Raw genomic sequence first — 25,045 nt, 5'->3', positions numbered from 1 at the left:
GGCGGGCATCATCCTGCGCCATTACCGCACGCCGCCCGCGCAGCGCCGCGCACTGTTCGATGCCCTGCGCGCCATCGCCCGGCGACGGCGGCTCATCCTGCTGCTGGCAGGCCCGGCGCGCTTGGCGGCGTCATGGCGCGCCGATGGCTGGCATGGCCGCGATCCACGCCGCGCGCCCCGTCCCCTGCTCCACAGCGCGCCCGCGCATGACCGGCGGGAAATCAGGATGGCGCAGCGCGCGGGGGCCGACCTTCTTTTCCTCTCGCCCCTTTTCCCCACCCGTTCGCATCCCGGTGCACGCGTGCTGGGGCGCGCGCGCTTCGCGGCGCTGGCCCATGCCACCCCCCTGCCGGTCATCGCCCTGGGTGGCGTGACCGCCCGGCACCGGCGCAGCCTGGCCGCGCTCGGCGCTGCCGGCTGGGCCGCGATCGACGGGCTGACGACCATCTGAACCATCATGCCGCCGCCCCAACAAAGTTTCTTGCGCCTGGGGACAGTTTCGCATTGCATTGCAACAGAGCGTGGCGTTTGATCGCGCCATGCTCAAGGCCGCGCTGCACCACCTTACCGCTTATTCCTACAGCCGCCCGATCCGGCTCGGCCCGCAGGTGATCCGCCTGCGCCCCGCGCCGCACAGCCGCACCAGAGTTCCCAATTACGCGCTGAAGATCGAACCGGCGAACCATTTTCTCAACTGGCAGCAGGACCCGCATGGCAACTGGTTGGCGCGCATCGTCTTTCCCGATCCGGTCGATCATTTCTCGATTCAAGTCGACCTGCTTGCCGATCTCGACATCATTAATCCGTTCGATTTCTTCGTGGAGCCTTATGCGGAAAACTACCCCTTCGCCTATGACGACCAGCTGAAGACCGACCTTGCCGCCTATTTCGACGTGGAGGATCAGGGGCCGTTGTTCGACGCGCTGGTCGCCGAGCATCAGGGGCATGAAGGCCGCACCGTCGATTTTCTGGTGGAGGTCAACCGCCGCCTGCAACAACGGGTCGGCTATGTCATCCGCATGGAAACCGGCGTGCAGACGCCGGAGGAGACGCTGGACATCGGCACCGGCTCCTGCCGCGATTCCGCCTGGCTGCTGGTGCAACTGCTGCGCCGGCTGGGGTTCGCCGCCCGCTTCGTGTCGGGCTATTCGATCCAGCTGGTTGCGGACGTGGAGCCGATCGAAGGGCCAAAGGGCGTCAGCCAGGACGTGGTCGACCTTCACGCCTGGGCCGAAGCCTATGTGCCGGGCGCGGGGTGGGTCGCGCTCGACGCCACCAGCGGCATGTTTGCGGGTGAAGGGCATATCCCGCTGTGCGCCACGCCCCATTATCGCTCCGCCGCGCCGATCAGCGGCATGGCCGAACCGGCCGAAGTCGATTTCCGCTTCGAAATGTCCGTCAGCCGCATCGCCGAAGCGGTGCGCATCACCAAGCCTTTCACCGATGCCCGCTGGGACGCGGTCATGGCCCTGGGCGATCAGGTCGATGCCGACCTCCAGCGCCAGGACGTGCGCCTCACCATTGGCGGGGAGCCGACCTTCGTCGCGCAGGATGGAGGGGACGCGGGCGAGTGGAATGGCGACGCGGTTGGCCCGACCAAGGCCGCCTATGCCGACCGGCTGATCCGCAAGCTGCGCAGCGACTTCGCGCCCGGCGGCCTGCTGCATCATGGGCAGGGCAAATGGTATCCCGGCGAAAGCCTGCCGCGCTGGGCCTATGCCGTCTATTGGCGGCAGGATGGCGTACCGCTCTGGCGCGACGAAAGCCTGATCGCGACCGACACGCCGCCCGAAGGCGCTCGCCAGACCACGGCGCAGGACGCGCAGGACTTCCTTGTCGCGCTGGCCGGCAATATGGGCTTCACGCAGGAATATACTCACCCGGTCTATGAAGACCCGGCGGTGTGGATGGTGAAGGAGGGCGATCTTCCCATCAACACCGACCCGCAGGACCCGGCGATCGCCGATCCCGAAGCGCGCGCCCGCATGGTCAAGACCTTCGAGCGCGGCCTCGACAAACCGGTCGGCTATGTCCTGCCGGTCCAGCGCTGGCAAAGCCAGGCGGCGACGCCGCGCTGGCAGAGCGAAATCTGGCAGCTGCGCCGGGGCAAGCTGTTCGCGGTGCCCGGCGATTCGGCGCTCGGCTATCGCCTGCCGCTGGGGTCGCTGCCCCACGTACCCGAATCCGACTATCCCTATATCCATCCGCGCGACACCAGCGAGCCGCGCGGGCCACTGCCGGATGTCCGCACGCAGGTCAGCGAACAGGCCAGTCGTGAGGAAGCGCAGCGCGTCCAGCGCGTCGCCGATGCCGAAGGCGGCGCGGCCGCGCAGGACCGCGTCGAACAGGTGATCATCGAAGGCGCGGTGCGCACCGCCATCACGGTCGAACCGCATGGCGCGCACCTGTCCGTCTTCCTGCCCCCGGTCCGCGAATTGGAGGATTATCTCGAACTGATCGCGCAGGTGGAGCGCGTCGCCGAAGCCACCCGCATCCCCGTGCGGATCGAGGGCTATGCGCCGCCGCCCGACCCGCGCCTCAACGTGCTCAAGGCCACGCCCGACCCCGGCGTGATCGAAGTCAATGTCCACCCCGCCGCCAGCTGGCGGGACACGGTCGACATTACCGAGAAACTCTATGCCGCCGCGCGCGAATGCCGGCTGACGGCCGACAAATTCATGGTCGATGGTCGCTCGATCGGTACGGGCGGGGGCAACCATATCGTGCTGGGCGGCCCGACCCTCAACGATTCGCCCTTCATCCGCCGCCCGGACCTGCTCAAGAGCTTCGTCCTCTACTGGCAGCGGCACCCCTCGCTTTCCTATCTCTTTTCGGGCCTGTTCATCGGCCCGACCAGCCAGGCGCCGCGCATCGACGAAGCCCGGCATGACGGGCTCTACGAACTGGAAATCGCGCTCGCGCAGGTGCCTGATCCGACGCGCGAGGGCGAGGACAAGCTGCCGCCGCCCTGGCTGGTCGACCGCCTGTTCCGCAACCTGCTGGTTGACGTGACCGGCAACACCCACCGCACCGAAATCTGCATCGACAAGATGTTCTCGCCCGACGGCCCGACCGGGCGCCTTGGCCTCCTCGAATTTCGCGGGTTCGAAATGCCGCCCGAAGCGCGGATGAGCCTCGTGCAGCAATTATTGCTGCGCGCGCTCACCGCCTGGTTCTGGCGCCAGCCGCAACAGGGCGGCTTTGTGCGCTGGGGCACGGCGCTGCATGACCGCTTCATGCTGCCGCATTGCGTCTGGTCCGATTTTCTCGACGTGCTCGCCGACCTGCGCGGCGCGGGCTATGATTTCGATCCCAACTGGTTCGAAGCGCAGCGCCAGTTCCGCTTCCCCGTCCATGGTCAGGTGGATGCGGGCGGCGTGGGCCTGGAAATCACCCATGCGCTCGAACCCTGGAACGTGCTCGGCGAAACCGGCGCGATCGGCGGCACGGTGCGCTACGTCGATTCATCGACCGAGCGACTCCAGGTGCGCGCCACCGGCCTCGTCGCCGGCCGCCACATCGTCGCCTGCAACGGCCGCCATGTGCCGATGAGCCCGACCAGCGTGCCGGGCGAAGCCATAGGCGGCGTCCGCTACAAGGCGTGGACGCCCGCCAACTGCCTCCATCCGCAGCTTCCCGCCAATGCGCCGCTGACCTTTGACATATTCGACAGCTGGAGCGGCCGGTCGCTTGGCGGCTGCGTCTATCATGTCGCGCATCCGGGCGGGCGCAATTACGACACGCTGCCGATCAACGGCTATGAAGCCGAATCCCGGCGCAAGGCGCGGTTTCAGGATCATGGCCATACGCCCGGCCCGGTCGACATGCCCGTCGCGGAGCTGCCCGGCGAATTTCCCATGACGCTGGACCTGCGCCTGCCCCGCCAGCCCGGCGCATGAACCAGGCGGACGCCCTCGCGCCGTCGCAGGGGACAGAAAGCTGGGCCGACGCCTATCTCGCCGCCGCGCCGCGCGGCGACCTGTTCGCCGATGCCGACCCGGACACGGCCGGGCACTGGCGCACAATGCTGGAGCGGCTGTCCGCGCAGGCAAAGGGCGATCCCGCGACGCTTGCCGATCATGTCGCACGCCAGGCGGCCGACCTTGGCCTTGCCTTTCGCCTCACCGGCGATGAACAGGAACGCGCCTGGCCGCTCGGCCCGCTGCCGCTGCTGATCGACGCCGCGCAATGGAGCCATATCGAATCCGGCCTGATCCAGCGCGCGGAATTGCTCGAACGGATCGTCGGCGACATTTATGCCACCCAGTCGCTGGTGCGCGACGGGCATCTCCCGGCCAGCGTCATCACCGGCAGCACCCATTATTGGCGGGTGATGACGGGCACCGCGCCGCCCAACGGCCATGTCCTTCATTTCTACGCCGCCGATATCGGCCGCGGACCGGGCGGCGAATGGCGCGTGCTGGCCGATCGCGTGCGCACGCCGGTGGGCGTCGGCTATGCGCTGGAAAATCGCCTCGCTTTCTCCCGCGCGACCGGCGACCTGCTCGGTGCGATGCATACGCGCCGGCTCGCCCCCTTCTTTTCCGACTTGCGCCGGGGCCTCGCCGCCGACTGCGCCCGGTCGGACCCGCGCATCGGCCTGCTCACGCCCGGCCGTTTCAACCAGAGCTATGCCGAACAGGCGCATCTCGCCCGCTATCTCGGCCTCATGCTGGTGGAGGGCGACGACCTCATCGTGTCCGACGGTCGCCTGTTCGTGCGCACCATCCAGGGGCTGAAGCGCGTCGATGGCCTGTGGCGCTGGATGGACAGCCGCTTCCTCGATCCGCTCGCCTTTGATGGCCAGTCGCGGATCGGTGTCGCCGACCTCTTCGACGCCTGCGCGCGCGGCGGGCTGATGGTCAGCAACTGGCCCGGCGCAGGCGTCATCGAATCGCGCGCGCTCGCCGCCTTCCTGCCGCAACTGGCCGGGGCCGTGCTCGGCCAGGACCTGCTCCTCCCCAATATCGCCACCTGGTGGTGCGGCCAGCCGCGCGAGCGCGATCATGTGCGTGCCCGGCTCGACCAGATGGTGATCGGGTCCGCCTTCGATCAGCCGGCCGACGGCCTGCCCGACGCGCCCTTCCTGCCCGCCGCGACGCTGGACGCTGACCAGCGCGCGCGCCTGCTGGACGCGATGGACCGCCGGCCGATGGATTATGTCGGGCAGGAAATGGTGAAGCTGTCCACCACGCCCGCGATCATCGACGGGCGATTGACGCCTTTGCCCTTCACCCTGCGCATTTTCGTGGCGCGCGACGGCGCGGGGCACTGGCGCGTCATGCCCGGCGCCTTTGCCCGGCTCGCCGCCCATGGCGACATTCGCGCGGCGCTGATGGGCCGGGGCGACATCTCCGCCGACATGTGCGTGATCGATCGCCGGCCGGCGTCTGCCGAAAGCCTGCTGGGAGGCGGCACGCCCGCCATTCGCCGGATGGGCGGCATGTTGCCAGCCAAAGCGGCGGACAATCTCTTCTGGCTCGGCCGCTATATCGAACGGACCGAAGCGACGCTGCGCCTGATTCGCGCGGTCGCCGGCGGCTCGATCGAGGCCGATCTTGGCCCCTCGCTCGCCAGCCCGACCATGGGGCGGCTCGTCGGCCTGCTATCCGCCTGGCGCGCGGTGCCCACCGGTTCGGGCGCGCCGGGCGCCGCCGTCGGCGCGCTCTGCGCCACTGCGCTGGGCGATGCACGCCAGCCCGGCAGCGTCCGCGCGCTGATGGCGACCGTGGCCAATATCGGCGAAGGGCTGCGCGATCGCCTGGCGAGTGACGTCTGGCGTCTCGTGCGCCTGCCCCTGCCCACCTTCGACGGCGCGGTGACGGAAACATTGCTCGACGCCTCGTCCCGCATGATCGAACGGATTTCGGCGCTTTCCGGCCTTGCGGCGGAAAATATGGCGCGCGGCGACGGCTGGCGCTTCCACGACATGGGCCGACGGCTGGAACGCGCGATCAACGGGTGCCGGCTCATCAACCAGTTCGGCGGCGATCAGGCGTCGGACGATGACCTCACTGTCCTGCTCGATTTGATGGACAGCCAGATCAGCTATCGCACCCGCTATCTGGCCGGCCCCGCGCTGGCGCCGGTGCGCGACCTCATCGCGCTGGAGCCCTATAATCCCCGCGCGCTCGCCTGGCAGGCGCTACGCCTTGCCGAGCATGTCGCCGCCCTGCCCACGCTGCGCGGCGACGGCATGCCCGAAGAGCCGCGCCGTATCGCCGATGCGTTGGTGGGGCAGCTTCAACCCCTGACCGGCGACAGGCTGACCATGGATCATATCGCGGACGCCGAACGCCGGCTGATCGCCCTCTCCGACGCGATCGGGCAACGCTATTTCCTGCAAGTCCGCAAGACGGAAAGCGCCGAGATACTGGCATGATCTATCAGGTCCGCCATCGTACGCTGCTGCGCTATGCCGCGCCGGTGCGTCTCGCGCGCTTCAACCTGCGCCTGCAACCCGCGTCCTGGCCCGGCCAGTGGACATCGGACTATCAACTCGATGTCGATCCCACCCCGACCATCATCGAATCGCGGCCGGGCGGCTGGCCCGTCCAGGTCGCCCGGCTGGTGATCGAAAGCCCGATTCGCCAGCTCAGCATCGAAAGCCGATTCCGCTGCGGCGTGCAGGGCGGCATCATCACCCCGCAGGATGATGATCCCGCAATCGGCGCGGTGGCCGGGGCCGCGCTGCTGGATCGCGATATGGGCCCGACCGCGCCCGCCCATTATCTCTACGCCGGCGCGCGCACGCCGATGCTGGCGGCGATCGGCGACTGGTCGCGCACCCGGCTCGCACCCGATGCGCCCGTGGTCGCCGCCGCGCTGGACCTTGCCCTGCATATTCAGAGCGCCTTTGCCTATCGGCCCGGCGTCACCGATGCCGACACGCCGGTCGCGGACGCCTTTGCCGGGCGGCATGGCGTGTGCCAGGATTTCGCCCATATCATGGTCGTGGCCCTGCGTCTGGCCGGCCTGCCCGCCGCCTATGTCAGCGGCTATTTGCGCACGTTGCCGCCGCCCGGCATGCCGCGCCTCGTCGGGGCCGACGCCATGCACGCCTGGGTCATGCTCTGGTGCGGGCCGACGCGCGGCTGGATCGGCTTTGATCCCACCAATGGCTGCATCACAGGCGACGGGCATCTCTTCGTCGCCATGGGCCGCGACTATGCCGATGTCGCGCCGATGGACGGCCTGTTCGTCGGCGGCGCGGGGCAAGGCCAGTCCGTCATGGTCGACGTCGCGCCGGAAGAAGAAGCCGCGCTCAGCTGACCGGCGCGAACATCAACGGCATGCCCGTCCGCGGCCGGATCGTCAGCCGGCTGATCGGCTCAGGCGTGAAGCCCGCGGGCACGCTGATCTGGAAACGACGCACCACACTGGCGATCACTGTCATCACCTCCTGCTGGGCAAAGCCCGCGCCCACGCACACGCGCGGTCCCCGGCCAAAGGGGAACCAGGCCTGCTTCGCCATCTCGGCATTGGCCGGATCATCGAACCGGTCGGGATCGAACCCATGGGGGCAGGCCCAATTATCCTTGTTCCGCTGCGTCAGCCATGGCGCCACCACCAGCATCGCGCCCGCCTCCAGATGCTTATCGCGCATGTCCATCGGGCATGTCACCTCGCGCGGCAGGAAGGATACCGGCGGATAAAGCCGCAGCGTTTCCTTGAAGATATTGCGCAGCTGGCTCATGTCCTTGAGCATTGCGCCGTTCAGCGGCTCGTCGCCCGCCACCCGCGCCACTTCCTCGCGCACCCGCGTCTGGATATGCGCGCATTCGGCCAGCATGTAGAGCGCCCAGGTCATGGTGCTCGCCGACGTCTCATGCCCCGCCAGGAAGATGGTCGACACCTGCTCCATCACCTGCTCGCAGGTGAAAGGTGTGCCCGTCTCGGGATGCTTCGCCTCGATCAGCGATTGCAGGATGTCGCGCGGCCCGGCCTCTCCCCCGCCATGAAAGCCCGCATAGCGCGCCTCGACGATCGGGCGGAACACGTCATGGATCGCCCGTGCCGGGCCCCTGGACCGTTTCTCGAACCAGCCGGCGGGCAGGCCGTAAAGCCGCAACATGGAGGCGGAATGCGCCAGCCGCTGAAACCGGCCAAAGGCGCTGTGGATGATGTTGGAACGCTCCGCGTCCAGAGTCTCGCTGAACAGGGTGCGAAATATGATATCAGCCGCCACATGGGTCATCATCGGGTCGATATCGATCGGCCCGCCGGCCCGCGCCGCCGCCTCGATCCGCGCGACCAGATCGTCCGCCGCCGCGACCATCAGCGGCATCGACCGGCCCAGCGCGGTGTGGGCAAAGGCCGGGTTGACCATGGCGCGCTGGCTTTCCCAGTCCGCGCCATTGGCCGAAAAGACCGAATTACCGATCAACGGATCAAGGTTGCGCACCAGTTCGCTATGCTTGGGGAAGGCGGTGCCGCCGCGCAATATTCTGTCCACCAGCGGCAATTCGTTGGCGATATACATGGTCCGCCCCGGCAGGCGGATCTCGCCCATCTTCATCGTATAGCTTTTGTCGAACAGCACATGGATCCAGCTGTGCCAGCCGCGCAGGAATCGCTTTACCAGTCCCCGCTTGTTCCTGGGCGGGCGGGGATAGGGCGGGGTGAAAATCTCGGTCATGCGATCGTCCTGAAGGCGGCGACGGCCTCATCCACGGTGCGGCGGCCTGCGGTCAGGCTGATGAAGTCCAGCGGCGAGAGCCGGTCGCCAACGCGCAGATAGTCGAAATGCGCCTCATATTTGTTCGACCAGCCGCCATGATAATTTTGCGGCTCGTAAAAAAGGTGAAAGCGCGGCGAGAGCATGTCGACCCGCGCGGCATAAGCGGGGGCGACCAGCCGGAACGGGTTCACGTCGAAATAGGCCGCGCCATCGGGCGGCGAACTGATGTCGACATAACGGAAGGGCACATCCGCCAGCGCTTTCAGATCCTCATGATACCAAAGCGCGTCGCGCCGCAGCGCGATCACCGGCACCACCTGCCCCAGCCCCAGCATCACGAACCGGTCGGGCGGCGCCCCGCCGCGCAGCGCGATCACCCGGCGCAACAGCCGCATGCCAAGGATCGTGCCGGCGCTGTGCGTCACCAGCTGCACTTCGTCCCAGTCACCATCCAGCGCCGCCACGATCCGCTGCGCGAAGGCGTCGATCCGCGCGTCGAGCGCCGCGCCCGGCCCCTGCGCCGCCAGCGCGCCGGTATAGGTCATGAACCGCAGCAGCCAGGGCACCACCAGCTTGGCCAGGATGCGCCCGGACAATAGCGCGCTCACGAGCATGCCGATGATCGCCGCCGCCCACCAGGGCAAGGCCAGCGACAGGATCAGAGCGGGGACGAGCGCCAGCAGCAGCGGGATCAGCACCGCCAGCATTGGCGGATATAGGATGGTGATGACCGGCCCCTGGCGCAGCCGCCGCATCCGCGCGAAATCCATGTGCCGGGCATGGCCCGCATAGGCGCGCGCCGATTTGAGCGCGAGCGCCAGGGGATTGCGGATCCACACCTTGCCGATCACATCTTCCCAGCGCAGATATTCATAATCGGTTTCGACCCCGGCGGTCGCATTTGCGACGCGCCAGCGCGCCGACACCGCCGCCCCTGCCTCGCCCGCCTGACGCCTGCTCACCGTCACGTCCTCGCCGGTCAGCGCGGCATAGCGCGCCGCCTGCTCGCGATAGAGCTGGTGATAGAAGCGGACGCCGCGCGGATCGAAACCGCCGAGGTAAAAGACTTTACGCTTGAACTTTTCCAACACCGCCGCCCTAATCGGGGCATGAGCACGCCCGAACGCGATTACTGCTATTTCATCGACCACCGGAAATACAACCGCAATGTCGGTTGCCGGCGCCATGACAATCTCTACGGCATCAATGGCGGCGGCAGCGAACGCGACCGCTGGCGCGCCGACATGGAATTTTACCGCCATATGCGGGCCAATGGCGATCCGATGGCGCTGCCCTCGCTGCTGGCCTGCCTCGCCTTTGGCTGGTTCTGCTGGAATTATCATCCCGGCAAGGGGCTGTGGCGCGGGCAATTGTTGCGCCGCTTTGCAAAAGCGCCCAAATGATCGCGCCATGACCACCCCCCGCCATGTCGCGGTCGGCCCGATCACCATCGGCAACGACCTGCCCTTCGTCCTCATCTCCGGCCCCTGCCAGATCGAAAGCCGCGACCATGCGCTGTTCATGGCCGATGCGCTGGCGCGCGCCGCCGCGCAGGCGGGCGTGCCCTTCATCTTCAAGAGCAGCTTCGACAAGGCGAACCGCACATCGGTATCGGGCAGGCGCGGCGTCGGCATCGACGCTGGCCTCGCCATCCTGGCGGAGGTCAAGGCCGCGCTCGGTTGCCCGGTGCTGACCGACATTCACGGCCCCGATCAGGTGGAGGCCGCAGCGCAAGCCGTCGATATCCTACAGATTCCCGCCTTTCTCTGCCGCCAGACGGACTTGCTGCTCGCTGCCGGGCGCAGCGGCGCGGTCATCAATGTCAAAAAGGGGCAGTTCCTCGCCCCCTGGGACATGGCGGCGGTGGCGCAGAAGGTCGCATCGACCGGCAATGATCGCATCCTGCTCACCGAACGCGGCGCCAGCTTTGGCTACAACACATTGGTCAGCGACATGCGCGCGCTGCCTGTGATGGCGCAGACCGGCTATCCCGTGATTTTCGACGCCACCCATTCGGTGCAGCAGCCCGGCGGCCTCGGATCGGCGTCGGGCGGCCAGCGCGACTATGCGCCGCTTCTGGCCCGCAGCGCGGTCGCCGCCGGCGTTGCCGCCATCTTTGCCGAAGCGCATGACGATCCCGACAATGCGCCGTCGGACGGCCCGGTCATGCTGCCGCTCGACTGGGTCGGCCCGATGCTGGAGAGGCTCAAGGCGATAGACGCAATCGCCAAGGCCTGATCCTACACTTAGTTAGCTAACTAACGAAGTGCGAAATCTTCCGATATGTCGCACTTGCTGTCGCAAACGGCTTATGGGTCAGGGCCGCGCCTGCCCGGTCCCCCGGACGATCCATTTATATGTCGTCAGCCCTTCCAGCGCGACCGGCCCGCGTGCATGCAATCGCCCGGTCGAAATGCCGATCTCCGCGCCCAGCCCGAACTCGCCGCCGTCGGCAAACTGAGTCGATGCGTTCCACATGACGATCGCGCTGTCGACGGCGTTAAGGAAGCGCTCGGCCCGCGCGCCGTCTTCGGTGATGATCGCATCGGTATGGTGGCTCGCATGGGCCGCGATATGGGCGATCGCCTCGTCCAGCCCGTCCACCAGCCGGATCGACACGATCGCGTCCAGATATTCAGTGTCCCAGTCCGCCTCCTGCGCCGGCTTCACCCGCGCGTCCATGCCCTGCACCGCCTCATCGCCCCGCACTTCGCAGCCCGCCTCGATCAGCGCCCGCACCAGGGCCGGCCCTTGCGCATACGCCCGGTCGATCAGCACCGTCTCGGTCGACCCGCAAATGCCGGTCCGGCGCATCTTGGCGTTCACCACCAGCTTTTCCGCCATCGCCGGGTCGGCCGCGCCATCGACATAGCTGTGGTTGATGCCGTCCAGATGGGCCAGCACGGGCACGCGCGCCTCTTCCTGCACCCGCGCCACCAGGCTCTTGCCCCCGCGCGGCACGATCAGGTCGACAAACTCCGCCGCCTTGAGCAGCGCACCCACCGCCGCGCGATCGGTCGTCGGGACCAGTTGCACTACGTCTGCCGGCAGGCCCGCCGCAACGATCCCCTCCAGCATCGCGGCATGGATGGCGCGATTGCTTTCCTTCGCCTCACTGCCGCCGCGCAGGATCACCGCATTGCCCGCCCGCAGGCACAGCGCGGCCGCGTCGGCGGTCACATTGGGGCGGCTTTCGTAAATGATGCCGATCACGCCCAGCGGCACGCGCACGCGGCTTAGTTCCAGCCCGTTGGGCCGCACCTGCCGGTCGATGATCGATCCCAGCGGGCTGGCGAGCGTCGCGACCTGTTGGACGCCAGCCGCCGCGCCCGCGATCCGCCCCTCGTCCAGCTTCAACCGGTCCAGCATGGCGGGCGACAGGCCATTGGCCGCGGCATTTTCCATGTCCCGCGCATTAGCGGCGATGATCGCCGGGGCCTGGTCGCGCAACGCCTGCGCGGCGCGGCGCAGTGCATCGGCCTTCTGCGCGTCGCTCGCCTGCGCAATGGTCGCGGCGGCGCGGCGCGCCCGCGCACCCATGGTCGCGATCAGCATTTCGGGGGTCTGTGTCAGGTCGTTCATCGCATGTCTCGCCAATCGGTCGCGCGGCGACTTAGCATGAAAGGCGGGCGATCCAAAGCCGGCGGCCGGACCATGGGTCGCATATGATCCGGCAGCCGACAGACAGCGATACTGTCACGCCGACCCTTATAGCGATTCGCCCAAGTCGGCGCATACCCCGCCGGGGGTAAGGTCACCATGCCGTACCGTCATTGCGTCAGCAGCCCCACCAGCCGGACCAGCTGCGCCTCCCGCCCGCAGCCGGTCTTGTCGTAGATGCTGCGCAACTGCACCTTGAGCGTTTCGGGCGTCACCCCGCGCGCGGCGGCGACCTGCTGCCGACTATGGCCGGACGCGATCCGCACGGCGATATCCGCCTCTGCGGGCGTCAGCCGAAACATGCGCATCAACTGCTGCACCTGACGATCGGCAGGCGCGCCGGTGCGCGCGACGATGATGGCGCGCGGCGCAAAGGGCAGCGCCCATGGACGCGCGGGCAAGGGATAGCATTCGACGGACAGGCGCACATGGCCATCCCGATCGGTCACGATCACCGGGTCTGCGGCCAGCGCCGGCGCGGCCAGGACGGCGCGCACCGCCCGGCTCAGGGCTCGGCTGTCCGCGGCCCGGTCACAGGTCAAATATCCCTCGGCCAGCCGCAGAACGCCTATGCTCAGCATCGCCTCCGCCGCCGGCGTCATGCCGCCCACCCGTCCTGTGGCATCGACCAGCCAGCAGGCGCGATCCATCGCCTCGAACGTGCCTGCCAGCAGCGCAAATCCCTGCCGCTCGATCGCCTGCTGCAACCGCGCCGCCACGCGAGCATGGCCGGCAATCTGACCGAACAGGTCGCGCTGCTCGACCGTGGTGCGACCGTTGCTTGACGAACGCAGCAAGGCCAGCCCGATCATCCCGTCCGGCCCGACGTGCAGGCGGGTCTGGCATCCGTCGAAAATGTCGAAATCGGCGCATAAATCCAAATAGTCCGCCGCACTTAGTCTCTGGCGCGCCTCGTCATAATGCGCCTCATGCACGATTGCCGGCTGATTCGGTAGCAGGTCTGCGCCGACGCGGTAATTCACGGTGGGGGAGCCATGATCGATGGACAGGCTGGCGGGTATCAGCGCTGAATCGACATCACTGATCCAGTTGAATGCCGCGCCCGCCGGACCAAAGCCTACCATCTGCCCATGCCGCGATCCCGTAGCCTGCGCCATGGCCCGCAACGCGTCGTCCCAACGATGCGGCTCCAACGCCGCAGCGGTGAAAATATCCGCCCATTGTCCGCCATTCCCGACAGCAGATGCCATCGCCAGCCCCACATGTTACCCCCGACTTTCGTCCTCTACAAAAGGGGCCAAGTCAATCGCCAGACATGGCGAACAAAGGTGCAGCCGTTGACGAACCTCGGACAGTCTCAGGCCGCCTCAGCCAATGCCTCGTCACTGGTGGCGCGAATCACCCGGCACGGCGGGATATTTCGCCACTCCAGCCGATCGCTGATCGCACCGAAGACCGGCGTCAGCAGGCGCATCACATAGCGCGAATATTGATAAATGAGGAACTCGCCGCCCGGTCTAAGTGCCGCGCGCGTCTCCGCGCAGATCGCGCCGCCTACGCCATCCGGTAACGTCGAAAAAGGCAACCCGGACACCACGTAATCGGCCTGCTGATATCCCGCCTCACGAATGAAGCGTCGCACATCGATGGCCGACCCGTGCACCACGCGCAGCCGGGGGTCGTCGATCTGCGCGTCCAGCCAGGCCACGAAATCCAGATTGAGGTCGATCGCGATCAGCGTCGCATCGGGATGCATCCGCTCCAGGATCGGGCGAGTGAAGGTGCCGACGCCCGGTCCATATTCCACGAACAACCGCGTCCGCTCCCAATCCACCGGCTCCAGCACGGCGTCTACCAGCGTGCGGGACGACGGGATCACCGACCCGATCATACCCGGATGCTTCAGGAACTGGCGGAAGAAGATGGTCCACTGCTTCAGGAAGGAGCCACCATGGGCGCTTTTGAAACCTGTCTTATGTTTGTCCTTGAAGGGAAGGGACGCCATCAAAACCGCCTGTCTGTCATGTTCGTTTCGGCCTCGCAAAATCAGAGTCCGCTGGCAAGCGGCTTTGCGGGTCATGGGGCGGTAACGTGCGGATGACGGAAGTGTTCATTCCGTCATCCGCATGATCCTAGCGTTCTCGGGCGCGCAACATGCCCGGCGACACGAAGCCGATCGGATCGAGCTGCATCGCGCTCTGCTTCAATGTCGCCTGGATCTGCTCATATTCGCGCTCCATCTCCGGCGTGACGGATGCGCGGGTTTCGTCCAGCGCCGCCTCGAAATGCGCCATGGTGACGGCATCGACCGACAGTGACTGACGAAGCGCGATCAGCCCCGCGCGCCGCGCAAGGTCTTCCAGGTCCGCGCCGGTGAACCGCTCGGTCCGATGCGCCAGCGCATCCAGGTCGACATCGTCGGCCAGCGGCATCTTGCGCGTATGGATATCCAGGATGCGACGGCGCCCCGCTTCCTCCGGCACCGGCACATAGACGAGTTCGTCGAACCGACCGGGCCGCAATAGCGCAGGATCGACCAGGTTGGGCCGATTGGTCGCGCCGATCACCACGACGGATTGCAGTTCCTCCAGTCCGTCCATCTCGGCCAGGATCGTGTTCACCACCCGCTCCGTCACCGCCGGCTCGCCAAGGCCGCCGCCGCGCGCCGGGACCAGGCTGTCCAGTTCGTCGATGAAAATGACCGTGGGCGCCACCTGCCGCGCACGGGCGAAGAGGCGGGCAATCTGCTGCTCGCTTTCGCCATACCATTTGCTCAGCAAGTCGCTCGACTTGGTGGCAATGAAATTGGCCTGCGCCTCACGCGCGACCGCCTTCGCCAGCAGCGTCTTGCCGGTGCCCGGGGGGCCATAAAGCAAAAAGCCCTTTGCCGGACGGATGCCGATGCGGCGGAAGGCATCCGGGTCCTTGAGCGGCAGCTCGACGCCTTCTTTCAAACGCATCTGCGCATCATCCAGACCGCCAATGTCAGACCAGCCGATATTGGGTGCCTGCACCATGACCTCGCGCATGGCGGACGGCTGCACCCGCTTGATCGCGGACATGAAGTCCTCGCGCGTGACCGACAGCTCCTCCAGCACATCGGCGGGAATCGTCCCTTCCTCCAGATTGAGGCGCGGCATGAAGCGGCGCACCGCTTCGATCGCCGCTTCGCGTGTCAGCGCAGCCAGATCAGCGCCGACAAAGCCGTAGGTCATCCGCGCCAATTCGGTCAGGTCCACGCGATCGCCCAGCGGCATGCCGCGGGTATGGATACCCAATATCTCGCGGCGACCGCGCTCGTCCGGCACGCCAACGACAATCTCCCGATCGAAGCGGCCGGGCCTGCGCAATGCTTCGTCGATGGCTTCGGGCCGATTGGTCGCCGCGATGACCACCAAGTTGGTGCGCGGCTCCAGCCCATCCATCAGCGTCAGCAATTGCGCGACCAGGCGCTTTTCCGTCTCGCCGGTCACATTGCCGCGTTTGGGTGCGATCGAATCGATTTCGTCGATGAACAGGATCGACGGCGCCGCCTTCGCCGCCTCCTCGAAAATCTCGCGTAGCTTCTTTTCGGATTCGCCATAGGCCGAACCCATGATTTCCGGACCGTTGATCAGGAAGAACTCGGCTTCCGATTCATTGGCGACGGCGCGGGCGAGCCGGGTCTTGCCCGTGCCCGGCGGCCCGTGCAGCAGAACGCCCTTCGGCGGGTCAACGCCCAGCCGCTCGAACAACTCGGGATAGCGCAGCGGCAGTTCGACCATCTCGCGCAGCTGGTCGATCGTTTCGGCCATGCCGCCGACATCGTCATAGGTAACGTCGGCGCGGCGGGATTCGCGCGGCTCCTCATATTCGGCGCGCAGTTCCACCTCGGTGTCCGCATCGATGTGGACGATGCCCTTAGGGGTCGTCGACACCACCACCAGCCGGATTTCCTGCAAGGCATAGGCGGGCGCCGCCAGCATCTGGCGCAATTGTGGGGGCATGTCCCCCGGGGGCACCTGTTGCTGCCCAGCCGTCGCCACTACATCGCCCGCCGCGAGCGGGCGTTGGAAGAATACGCGCTTCAGTGCCTCCGGATTGCCTTGCAGGCGCAGGTTATTTTGTGCAGGCGCGAACACAACGCGCTGCGCCGCCCTTGGCTCGGCCTTGCTGATTTGGACGAAGTCGCCGGACCCGACGCCGGCATTGGCGCGCTGCAATCCGTCAAGCCGCAGGACGTCCAGCCCTTCATCCTCCTTATAGGGCCGCACCACGCGCGCAGGCGTGTTGCGTTTGCCCACGATTTCGATCACGTCGCCTTCACTGAGCTGCAACTGGGCCATCACCGCCAGTGGCAAGCGCGCCAATCCGCGCCCCGCATCCTCCGGCCGCGCATTGGCGACCTGTATCCTTCGTCCGGTTTGTTCCTGATCAGCCACGCGGCTTCCCCATCTTTCTCGTTCCGAAACGAGATAGGGAACGCAAAGCCGGTCGGAAAGACCCTGCCGATGCAGCGACCTACAACAAAAAAAGGGCCGACCCGGTGGGCCAGCCCGTAAAGTTTTAGGAGAGGATGCCTGAAAGGCCTGTCCTATGTGCATTGCAATGCGTTCTTTCGCAAGTGCGAAATGAAAGTTAAGGTTGCAAAAAATGCATCTTGCCATTTTTCGCATTTTCCTGCTCATTGCGGACAGGATGCTTGGAACCGGGAAGCGCGCCGTTCGATAAAGAGAATTGACGCGGCGCAGCGGATCGGCTTCGGACTTGTGACAGATTATGCGCAGATTGCCGCCCCTTACGGCCCTGGAGGCCTTTGTTCAGGTCGCCCGCCTTGGCTCCGTCAAGGCTGCCGCGGAGGAACTTGCCTTGTCGACGCCGGCGCTCAGCCGCCGCGTCCAAGCGCTGGAGCGATTCATCGGGCGGCCGTTGTTCGACCGCAAGCATCAGGCGCTGGAGATCAATATCGACGGTCAGCGACTGCTCGACGATATCGCGCCGGCGCTGGATTCGCTCAGCCAAGCGCTGGAAAATATTCAGAGCGGGGGCAACCAGCTGCGCCTGCGGCTTGCCGTCATGCCTCTGTTCGCGACGCAGCGCTTGTTCCCGCATCTGGGTCGGCTGCGGCAACAGCATCCGCAACTGCATATCGACATTGAAACCACGCCCCATGCCGTGGCGCGGCTCGGCGAAGGATTGGACGCTGCGATCGTCCTGATGGCCAAGGACATTGATCCCGCGCTGTACGCGCATGAACTCGACCATGAGCAAGTCTATCTGATCGGCCGCCGGCAGTTGCTGGAAGGGCCCCAGGCGCTCAAATCGCCCGAGGAACTGGCGCAGCAGACGATCCTGCTTCACCGCGACATGGCCTTGTCCTTCGACGCGTGGAAGGAAGCCGCCGGCCTGCCCGATCTGCAACCGCTGGCCGTCGACAATTATGATTCGGGCCAATTGATGCTGGAAGCTGCCGCGCAGGGGCTGGGCGTTGCCGTCATGCACGCCAGCCATTTCGAGCAGTCCAAGGACCCCCGGCTCGTGCGTCTATTCCCCATCCATGTCGAAAGCCCCTATCGCTATTTCTTCGTGTGCCGCCCGCGCGCGCTGCAGACGCGGGCCGTACGCATCTTTCGCGACTGGCTGGTGGCTGCCGAAATCTAGGCCGCACAAGGCGATACGATTCTTTGGCGCCACGCATTTAAGCCTCTCCTTGCGCGGCCGTTATGAAGGTCATGATCGGGGCACCATCTTCATCCGCCAATGCGCAACACGGGCTGACCGACCGCCTGGCGCGGTGGGCGAAGGGACTGTCCGGGCGACCGGATGAGCCGCAGGAGGCTGAGGCGGCGACCCGTCAACGGGCCGGCACCGCCGCCAATCGCGAAATCAATCGGCGGCGTCAGCTTTATGCCGACATTGGCGACTTCCTCTTCGCGCATGATCTGGACCTGACGGCAATCAATTTCAGCGTCGCGCTCGATTATCTGACCGGCGCGAATATCGGCGTCGAAAAAGCCATTCGCGCCGTCATGATGGAGCGCGGCAAGATCACCAATGGCTGGGTTGAAAGCCTGGCGGCTGAACAGCGCGCGGATGAAGTCACGCCCGAATCGCTCGCCACCATGTTGGACAAGGTGGAGGAAAATCTCGACCAGTTCACCGGCCTGATGCACGAATCGCGCAAGTCAGCGAAGGATTATGGTGCGGCGTTGCAGGAGCAGGCGAAGGATCTGGCTGACGTGGCCGAGGGCGAGCCGGTGCTGGCCCGCCTGGTCGGTCTGACCCGGTCGATGGTGGAAAAAACGCGGGCCGTGGAAACCCAACTGCGCGAGAATCAGAAACAGACGCAGGCGCTGAAATCCAGTCTGGAAACCGCCCGTCGCGCTGCCGAACAGGATCATCTGACCGGCCTGCCCAACCGTCGCGCCTTTGAAGCGCGGTTGCGGGACGAAGTCGCGGAGGCCCAAGCGGCGAACGAGTCCTTGTCCATCGCCTTTTGCGATATCGACCACTTCAAAGCCATCAACGACACGCACGGCCATGATACCGGCGACCGTGTGCTGAAATTCGTGGCGGGCTTGCTCGCCAAGGTGTCGGATGATCGCTGTCATGTCGCGCGACATGGCGGCGAGGAATTTGTGATGCTGTTCCGGGGCAAGACGGCTGCAGAGACATGCGAAGCGGTCGACGAAGTGCGCGAAGACCTTGCCAGCCGCAGCCTGGTCAACCGCACCAATGGCGAACGCATGGACCGGGTGAGCTTTTCAGCGGGCGTCGCCAATGTTCTGGCCTTTGACGATCCCCGCGCCGCGCTCAAGGCTGCCGATCGCGCGCTTTATCTGGCCAAGGAACATGGCCGCAATCGCGTCTATCTGGCCGCCGAAACGGATTGACCGTTTGGACGCGAAGGGCCGCAGGCCTTGGAATCCTAGAAATCAGGCTTTTCGTAATGCGGTGGCGGCGCGATGACCTCCATCCGTTCGGACAGAAGCGGGCGGAACGACGGCCGTGACTTAAATCCGGCATACCAGCGCCGCACCGGCTCATGGCCGGCCCAGTCGATGCCCCCCAGATAATCGGCGACGGACAGATGCGCAGCGGCGGCGATATCCGCCAGACTAAGGGTGCCGCCCGCCATCCAGCTACGATGATCGAGCAGATAGTCCATATAATCCATATGGACGTTCGCGCGCTTCATCGCTTCGCGCAACACTCTGGCGTCGGGCGGCGCGCGTTCGATGAATCGCTTTTTCATGCGTTCATGCAAAAGCGGGCCGACCACGTCGCCATAGAAGCTCTGGTCGAAAAAGGCGGTCAGCCTGCGGACTTCGGCACGCCCGGCGGCGGTCCCTGAGATAAGGGGGACCTTCTCCACCGTCTCTTCGAAATATTCGCAGATCGCCTGGCTGTCGAGCAGCGTGACGCCCCGTTCCTGATCCGTCATCACAGGCGTCAATCCGGCGGGATTGAGATCCAGAAATTCGTCGCGCATCGCCCATGGCGATTCGCGCACCAGATCATATCCGATGCCCTTTTCGCCCAGCAGCAGCCGGACCTTGCGGGAAAAAGGGCATAGGGGGAATTGATAGAGCAGCCACATAGAAACCGTCTGTTAGGCGCAGGCGCGTCGCGGGGGAAGCGGCAAAAGCGATCGCATGACACCCATGGTCGCCCAGCGCATTGGCCGAAAGGATGGCGGCTGCCGAGCGCATCGCCCCTTTCAGCGACGGAAACCGGACGATAGAAGAGCGCCGATAATGGATTTCGCCTTGGAAAGGATAGCCGATGCCTGAAGATTTCTTCCCCGTGCCGCAAGCCTGGGTCGAGGGAGCCTATATGGATCGGGCCAAGCGCGAAGCCGATTATGCCCGCTCGATCAAAGACAGCGACGCCTATTGGCTGGAGCGCACGCAGCGATTGGACTGGATAACCCCACCCACGCGCGCCGATGAAAGCAGTTTCGACGAAGCGGATTTCGGCATCAAATGGTTCGCGGACGGCGTCTTGAATGTCAGCGTCAATTGCGTGGACCGACACCTTGAAGAACGTGGAGACCAGACCGCGATCATCTGGGAACCCGATTCGCCCGACGGCCAGCCGCGCCGTTACAGCTATCGCCAGGTTCATGCCGAGATGTGTCGCTTCGCCAATGTGCTCAAGGCAGCGGGCGCGAAGAAGGGCGACCGGATCACCATCTATCTGCCGATGATACCGGAAGCGGCGTTCGCGCTGCTCGCCTGCGCGCGGATCGGCGCGATCCATTCGGTGGTGTTCGGTGGCTTTTCACCCGATGCGCTGTGTGGCCGCATTCAAGATTGCGACTCCACCATCGTCGTGACCGCAGATGAAGGTTGCCGCGCCGGCAAAAAAGTGGCGCTCAAGGCCAATGTCGACGCAGCCCTTGAAGACTGCCCCGGCGTCAAGTCGGTGATCGTGGTCAAGGCGACTGGGTCCGATATCCCCATGAAGCCGGGCCGCGACCTGTGGCTGCATGAAGCAGCGGAAAAGGTCGCAGCCGACTGCCCGGCCGAACCCATGCAGGCGGAAGACCCGCTGTTCATCCTCTATACCTCCGGCTCCACCGGTAAGCCCAAGGGCGTGCTTCATACGACCGGCGGCTATCTGCTCTGGGCCAGCCTGACCCATGAACTATGCTTCGACTATCGGCCGGGGGACGTCTATTGGTGCGCCGCCGATATCGGCTGGGTCACAGGCCACAGCTATATCGTCTATGGGCCGCTCGCCAATGGGGCGACGACGCTGATGTATGAAGGCGTGCCGAATCATCCCACGCCCGCGCGCATCTGGCAGATCGTGGATCGCCACCAGGTCCAGACCCTGTTCACCGCCCCCACGGCGCTTCGCGCGCTGATGAAGGAAGGCGACGACCATGTGAAGACGACCAGTCGCGCATCGTTGCGCCTGCTCGGCACGGTTGGCGAGCCGATCAATCCCGAAGCCTGGCGCTGGTATCATCATGTGGTCGGCGAGGATCGCTGCCCGATCATCGACACCTGGTGGCAGACGGAAACCGGAGGGGCGATGATCGCGCCCATGCCCGGCGCAACTGATCTGAAACCCGGATCGGCGACCCTGCCCATGCCTGGCGTCGTGCCGCAGATCGTCGATACCGAAGGCAAAGTGCTGGAAGGCGCGACCGAGGGCAATCTGGTCATCGCACGAAGCTGGCCTGGGCAGATGCGGACGGTCTGGGGCGATCATGACCGCTTCTTTCAGACTTATTTCACGACCTTCCCCGGCAAATATACCACCGGCGACGGCGCGCGGCGGGACGCAGACGGCTATTACTGGATCACGGGCCGGGTGGACGACGTCATCAACGTGTCGGGCCACCGCATGGGGACGGCGGAAGTCGAAAGCGCGCTGGTGCTGCATGAAAGCGTGGCAGAAGCCGCGGTGGTCGGCTTTCCTCACGATATCAAGGGCCAAGGCATCTACGCCTATGTCATGCTCAATAATGACGATGAAGCCAGCGACGAGCTGCGCAAGACGCTGGTGAACTGGGTGCGGCGGGAAATCGGCCCGATCGCAACGCCGGATGTGATCCAGTTTGCGCCTGGCCTGCCCAAGACCCGCTCCGGCAAGATCATGCGCCGGATCCTGCGCAAAATCGCCGAGGGGGAGGTGTCGGCACAGGCATTGGGTGACACCAGCACGCTCGCCGACCCTTCCGTGGTGGATAATCTGGTCGCCAATCGTCAGGGTGCATAAGCGGGCCTGAGTGCCGGTTCCAGAGACACAGGGAGCGAAATTTGACCCGTTATACCGTCGTCGCCCGGGCGCTGCACTGGATCATGGCGGCGCTCATCATCGCCAATCTGGTGCTTGGATTCGCGCATGAGGCGCTGCCGCGCGATTGGGGCGTCATGCCCCTTCACAAGTCGATCGGGTTGACGGTACTGGCGCTCACGGTCTGCCGCATCGTCTGGCGCCTGACACATCGGCCGCCGTTTCTTCCCAAAGAGATGCCGGGATGGGAGAAGAGCGCGGCGCATGTCACGCATCTGGCCTTTTATGCCTTGATGCTAGTCGTTCCCCTGTCCGGCTGGATCATGACGTCCGCCGGCAGCCGACCGCTCACCTGGTTCGCCCTGTTCGACGTGCCCAAATTTGCCGTGGGCCGGGAGGACGCCCTCACTAGCCTGGCGCACGAATCGCACGAACTGCTGCCATGGCTATGGAGCGCGCTGCTGCTGCTCCACATCGGCGCGGCGCTGCGTCATCATTTGGTGCTAAAGGATGATGTCTTGCGCCGCATGACCTGAACGGCGACCGATAAGGGCTACCGGAAGCTATTGCCGCGATCACGCAGGCGTCAGAGCCTTTCGCCGGCGAGCAGCCGCGGCAGTGCCCCCGATTGGCCTCGCGCTTCCGCCATGAAGCGGCCTTTGAGCATGGGCGTGCGCTGCACCATAGCCAGGCCCGCTCGCCGCGCCAGAGACGGCAGCTTGCCGGGAATATCGAACAGACGCACCAGACCGTCCATGGCGACACTGGTCATCAAGGCATCGAGCCCGCGCCAGCGCTGATAGCGCGCGAGCAGCTGCGCATCGCCAGGGTCTAGGCCCAGGCGCATGCCTTCGACCAGAACCTCCACCAGCGCGGCGACATCGCGGAATCCCAGGTTCAAACCCTGGCCGGCGATGGGGTGGATCGCATGGGCGCTATCCCCCACCAGCGCCAGGCGGGTATCCGTGATGCGCGCGGCATGGTGAAAGCCCAACGGATAGGAGGAACGCGGTCCGGCCAGGCTGATGTCTCCCAGGAAGCCGCCAATCCGCTTTTGCGCCTCTGCCAGCCAGGCCCGTTCGGATAATTTGAGCATGGCGGGCGCCTGACCCGTCGGCACGGTCCAGACCACAGCCGACCGGGTCCCTGGCAACATCGGCAGCAGGGCGAAGGGGCCGCCCACATAGAAAATCTCATACGCGGTATTGGCATGCGGTATCTCATGGTCGATCGCCGTGACCATGGCCGTGTGGCTATATTGCCAGCGGGTTGTGCGGATGCCGGCTGCTTCACGCGTCGGGCTGTTTCGCCCCTCGGCCGCGACCAGCAAGGGCGCACCGATCGTCGCGCCATTCTGCAACGTCAGTGTTACCCCATCGCTGCCGCGATCGACGGCCGTCGCGCGATCGGGCTGATAGAAGATCAGGTTATCGGCCTCCGCCGCCGTCTGCGCCAGCGCGATCCGCAGATCCCGGTTGGGAAACATCGTTCCCATCAGGCCATCATCAGCATCGGGCACGAAATCCAGCGCGCCCGGTTCCAGCCCGTCGCTGACCCATATGCGATCGATCGGACAGCCCTTGCCATCCAGATGCCGCGCGACACCAATGGCCTGAAGCATGGCATAGCTTGTCGAACTGATCGCCGACACGCGCCCGTCGAACCCTGCCGCCGTCATATCGACAGGGTCGGCAGGATCGACGATGGCGGTCTTCACGCCATGTCCGGAAAGGGCGATGCCCAGGGTGAGGCCGACAAGCCCCCCGCCCAGGATGACGACGTCGTAGCGTTCCATTCCCCGTATCTAGGTCCTGCCACGGGAAATGGAAAGACGGCCCGGCAGCGGACCACGCGAAATCAGACGATATGTACCCAACCTGCCGGATCGGTGACGGTGCCGCGCTGAATACCGGTCAGCTGCGCGCGCAACTTTTCGGTCACGATGCCGCCATCGCCATTGCCGATCGTAAAGTCGCCACCGCTGCTCTTGACCGTGCCGATCGCCGTGACGACGGCAGCGGTGCCACAGGCAAAGGCCTCGCGCAGTCGGCCGCTGGCGGCATCGTCCCGCCATTGGGTGAAGCTATAGGGTTCCTCGCGCACGTCATGGCCATGGGCGCGGGCCAGATCGATGATCGACGCCCGCGTGATGCCGGGCAGGATGGTCCCACCAAGGGGCGGAGTCACGAGCGATCCGTCATCCATGACGAAAAAGACGTTCATGCCGCCCAGTTCTTCGACCCATTTATTCTCGGCGGCGTCAAGAAAGACGACCTGATCGCAGCCATGGCCGATCGCTTCCTTCTGCGCGATCAGGCTGGCGGCATAATTGCCGCCGCATTTGGCGGCGCCGGTGCCGCCGCGCGCGGCGCGGCTATAATGTTCCGACACCCACAAGGTCACAGCCTTGCTACCGCCCTTGAAATAGGCGCCGGCGGGCGAGGCGATGACACAGAATATATATTCATTGGACGGACGCACGCCCAGGAAGGTCTCGCTCGCAAACAGGAAGGGGCGCAGATAGAGGCTGCCTTCCCCTTCGGGAATCCAGTCCGCGTCGATCTTCACCAGTTCAGCGACGGCCTCCAGAAACAGGTCCTGGGGCAGCGCGGGCATGGCCATACGCTCTGCCGATTCCATGAACCGGCGGGCATTTTCTTCCGGTCGGAACATGGCGATTTGGCCATCGTTCAGGCGATAGGCCTTCATGCCTTCGAAGATTTCCTGGGCATAATGGAGCACCGCGCAGGCCGGATGCATCTGGAAGGGTTCACGAGGCCCCACCTTATGGCTGTGCCACCCCTGTCCTTCCGTGTAGCGGATGGTCACCATATGATCGGTAAACACCCGGCCAAAACCCGGGTCGGCAAGCAGGATCGCGCGCTGGTCCGCTGCCACAGCCTGGCTGCTGCGATTGACGGTGAAGCGCGACTTCTGCTCGACGTCCATGGCGGGACTCCTTGTGCATGGATAGGACGCGCCGCCTATGTCACAGAGCAGCGCGCGAAACAATTG

The 25,045-nt window shown here is 65.4% G+C and carries 19 protein-coding genes; 10 read left to right on the top strand and 9 right to left on the bottom strand.

From position 1 onward, the window contains the following. The 4 genes from RLDS_RS43780 to RLDS_RS43765 form a co-directional block, all read left to right on the top strand. The coding region (locus RLDS_RS43780; RefSeq protein WP_021226762.1) for a thiamine phosphate synthase at positions 1–451 on the top strand (451 nt) is incomplete at its 5' end. A gap of 88 nt (positions 452–539) precedes the next feature. After that, positions 540–3,899, top strand: coding sequence for a transglutaminase family protein (locus tag RLDS_RS43775; RefSeq protein WP_031298397.1), 3,360 nt, complete (start codon positions 540–542; stop codon positions 3,897–3,899). Further along, positions 3,896–6,382 (top strand): circularly permuted type 2 ATP-grasp protein, encoded by a 2,487-nt coding sequence (locus tag RLDS_RS43770; protein WP_021226760.1) that lies wholly within the window; start codon positions 3,896–3,898, stop codon positions 6,380–6,382. The genes RLDS_RS43775 and RLDS_RS43770 overlap by 4 nt, the downstream gene beginning before the upstream one ends. Next, positions 6,379–7,272 carry a transglutaminase family protein gene (locus RLDS_RS43765; protein WP_021226759.1) on the top strand — a complete coding sequence of 298 codons (894 nt, stop codon included), beginning with the start codon at positions 6,379–6,381 and terminating at the stop codon, positions 7,270–7,272. The genes RLDS_RS43770 and RLDS_RS43765 overlap by 4 nt, the downstream gene beginning before the upstream one ends. Here the strand turns inward: RLDS_RS43765 and RLDS_RS43760 are convergent. Together RLDS_RS43760 and RLDS_RS43755 are read right to left on the bottom strand one after the other, a co-directional pair. Continuing rightward, a complete protein-coding gene (locus RLDS_RS43760; protein WP_021226758.1) occupies positions 7,265–8,638 on the bottom strand; it encodes a cytochrome P450 in 1,374 nt (457 codons plus the stop codon). The two genes, RLDS_RS43765 and RLDS_RS43760, sit on opposite strands and share 8 nt — an antisense overlap. Further along, positions 8,635–9,768, bottom strand: a complete 1,134-nt coding sequence (locus RLDS_RS43755) for a hypothetical protein (RefSeq protein WP_021226757.1) — start codon at positions 9,766–9,768, stop codon at positions 8,635–8,637. The genes RLDS_RS43760 and RLDS_RS43755 overlap by 4 nt, the downstream gene beginning before the upstream one ends. A gap of 21 nt (positions 9,769–9,789) precedes the next feature. Between RLDS_RS43755 and RLDS_RS43750 the strand changes: the two genes are divergently transcribed. Then, positions 9,790–10,083 (top strand): hypothetical protein, encoded by a 294-nt coding sequence (locus tag RLDS_RS43750; RefSeq protein WP_021226756.1) that lies wholly within the window; start codon positions 9,790–9,792, stop codon positions 10,081–10,083. Positions 10,084–10,090: 7 nt separating this feature from the next. Then, on the top strand, positions 10,091–10,918 hold the full coding sequence (kdsA, locus tag RLDS_RS43745; RefSeq protein WP_021226755.1) for a 3-deoxy-8-phosphooctulonate synthase: 828 nt from the start codon (positions 10,091–10,093) through the stop codon (positions 10,916–10,918). Positions 10,919–10,996: 78 nt separating this feature from the next. Here kdsA and RLDS_RS43740 read toward each other — a convergent pair whose 3' ends face one another. The 4 genes from RLDS_RS43740 to RLDS_RS43725 all read right to left on the bottom strand — a co-directional run bounded on the left by RLDS_RS43740 (position 10,997) and on the right by RLDS_RS43725 (position 16,722). After that, entirely contained in the window at positions 10,997–12,262 is a 1,266-nt protein-coding gene (locus RLDS_RS43740) for a glutamate-5-semialdehyde dehydrogenase (protein ID WP_021226754.1), read from the bottom strand. Positions 12,263–12,450: 188 nt separating this feature from the next. Further along, complete coding sequence (locus RLDS_RS43735) at positions 12,451–13,551, bottom strand: helix-turn-helix transcriptional regulator (RefSeq protein ID WP_021226753.1); 1,101 nt, start codon at positions 13,549–13,551, stop codon at positions 12,451–12,453. Between the two features lie 107 nt (positions 13,552–13,658). Then, complete coding sequence (locus RLDS_RS43730; protein WP_021226752.1) at positions 13,659–14,306, bottom strand: class I SAM-dependent methyltransferase; 648 nt, start codon at positions 14,304–14,306, stop codon at positions 13,659–13,661. A 127-nt stretch (positions 14,307–14,433) separates the two neighbouring features. Then, positions 14,434–16,722 (bottom strand): CDC48 family AAA ATPase, encoded by a 2,289-nt coding sequence (locus RLDS_RS43725; protein WP_021226751.1) that lies wholly within the window; start codon positions 16,720–16,722, stop codon positions 14,434–14,436. A gap of 337 nt (positions 16,723–17,059) precedes the next feature. Here RLDS_RS43725 and RLDS_RS43720 point away from each other — a divergent pair, with 337 nt between their 5' ends. Further along, positions 17,060–17,941, top strand: a complete 882-nt coding sequence (locus tag RLDS_RS43720) for a LysR substrate-binding domain-containing protein (protein WP_021226750.1) — start codon at positions 17,060–17,062, stop codon at positions 17,939–17,941. Between the two features lie 71 nt (positions 17,942–18,012). After that, positions 18,013–19,173, top strand: a complete 1,161-nt coding sequence (locus tag RLDS_RS43715; RefSeq protein ID WP_031298395.1) for a GGDEF domain-containing protein — start codon at positions 18,013–18,015, stop codon at positions 19,171–19,173. Positions 19,174–19,208: 35 nt separating this feature from the next. On the opposite strand, the gene RLDS_RS43710 is transcribed toward RLDS_RS43715, so the two are convergent. Continuing rightward, complete coding sequence (locus tag RLDS_RS43710) at positions 19,209–19,880, bottom strand: glutathione S-transferase family protein (RefSeq protein WP_021226748.1); 672 nt, start codon at positions 19,878–19,880, stop codon at positions 19,209–19,211. 185 nt (positions 19,881–20,065) lie between these two features. On the opposite strand from RLDS_RS43710, the gene acs reads away from it, so the two are divergent. Next, entirely contained in the window at positions 20,066–22,012 is a 1,947-nt protein-coding gene (gene acs / locus RLDS_RS43705; RefSeq protein WP_021226747.1) for an acetate--CoA ligase, read from the top strand. 41 nt (positions 22,013–22,053) lie between these two features. Beyond that, a complete protein-coding gene (locus RLDS_RS43700) occupies positions 22,054–22,566 on the top strand; it encodes a cytochrome b (RefSeq protein ID WP_021226746.1) in 513 nt (170 codons plus the stop codon). Between the two features lie 50 nt (positions 22,567–22,616). On the opposite strand, the gene RLDS_RS43695 is transcribed toward RLDS_RS43700, so the two are convergent. Together RLDS_RS43695 and RLDS_RS43690 are read right to left on the bottom strand one after the other, a co-directional pair. After that, on the bottom strand, positions 22,617–23,825 hold the full coding sequence (locus RLDS_RS43695) for an FAD-dependent monooxygenase (RefSeq protein ID WP_021226745.1): 1,209 nt from the start codon (positions 23,823–23,825) through the stop codon (positions 22,617–22,619). A 62-nt stretch (positions 23,826–23,887) separates the two neighbouring features. Then, complete coding sequence (locus RLDS_RS43690; protein WP_021226744.1) at positions 23,888–24,979, bottom strand: branched-chain amino acid aminotransferase; 1,092 nt, start codon at positions 24,977–24,979, stop codon at positions 23,888–23,890. Between the last annotated feature and the right edge of the window lie 66 nt (positions 24,980–25,045).

The sequence above is a fragment of the Sphingobium lactosutens DS20 genome (assembly GCF_000445105.1).
Classification (GTDB): Bacteria; Pseudomonadota; Alphaproteobacteria; order Sphingomonadales; family Sphingomonadaceae; genus Sphingobium; species Sphingobium lactosutens.
Note: the sequence above shows the minus strand (reverse complement) of the source record. Positions and strands in the feature narration are given on the sequence as shown.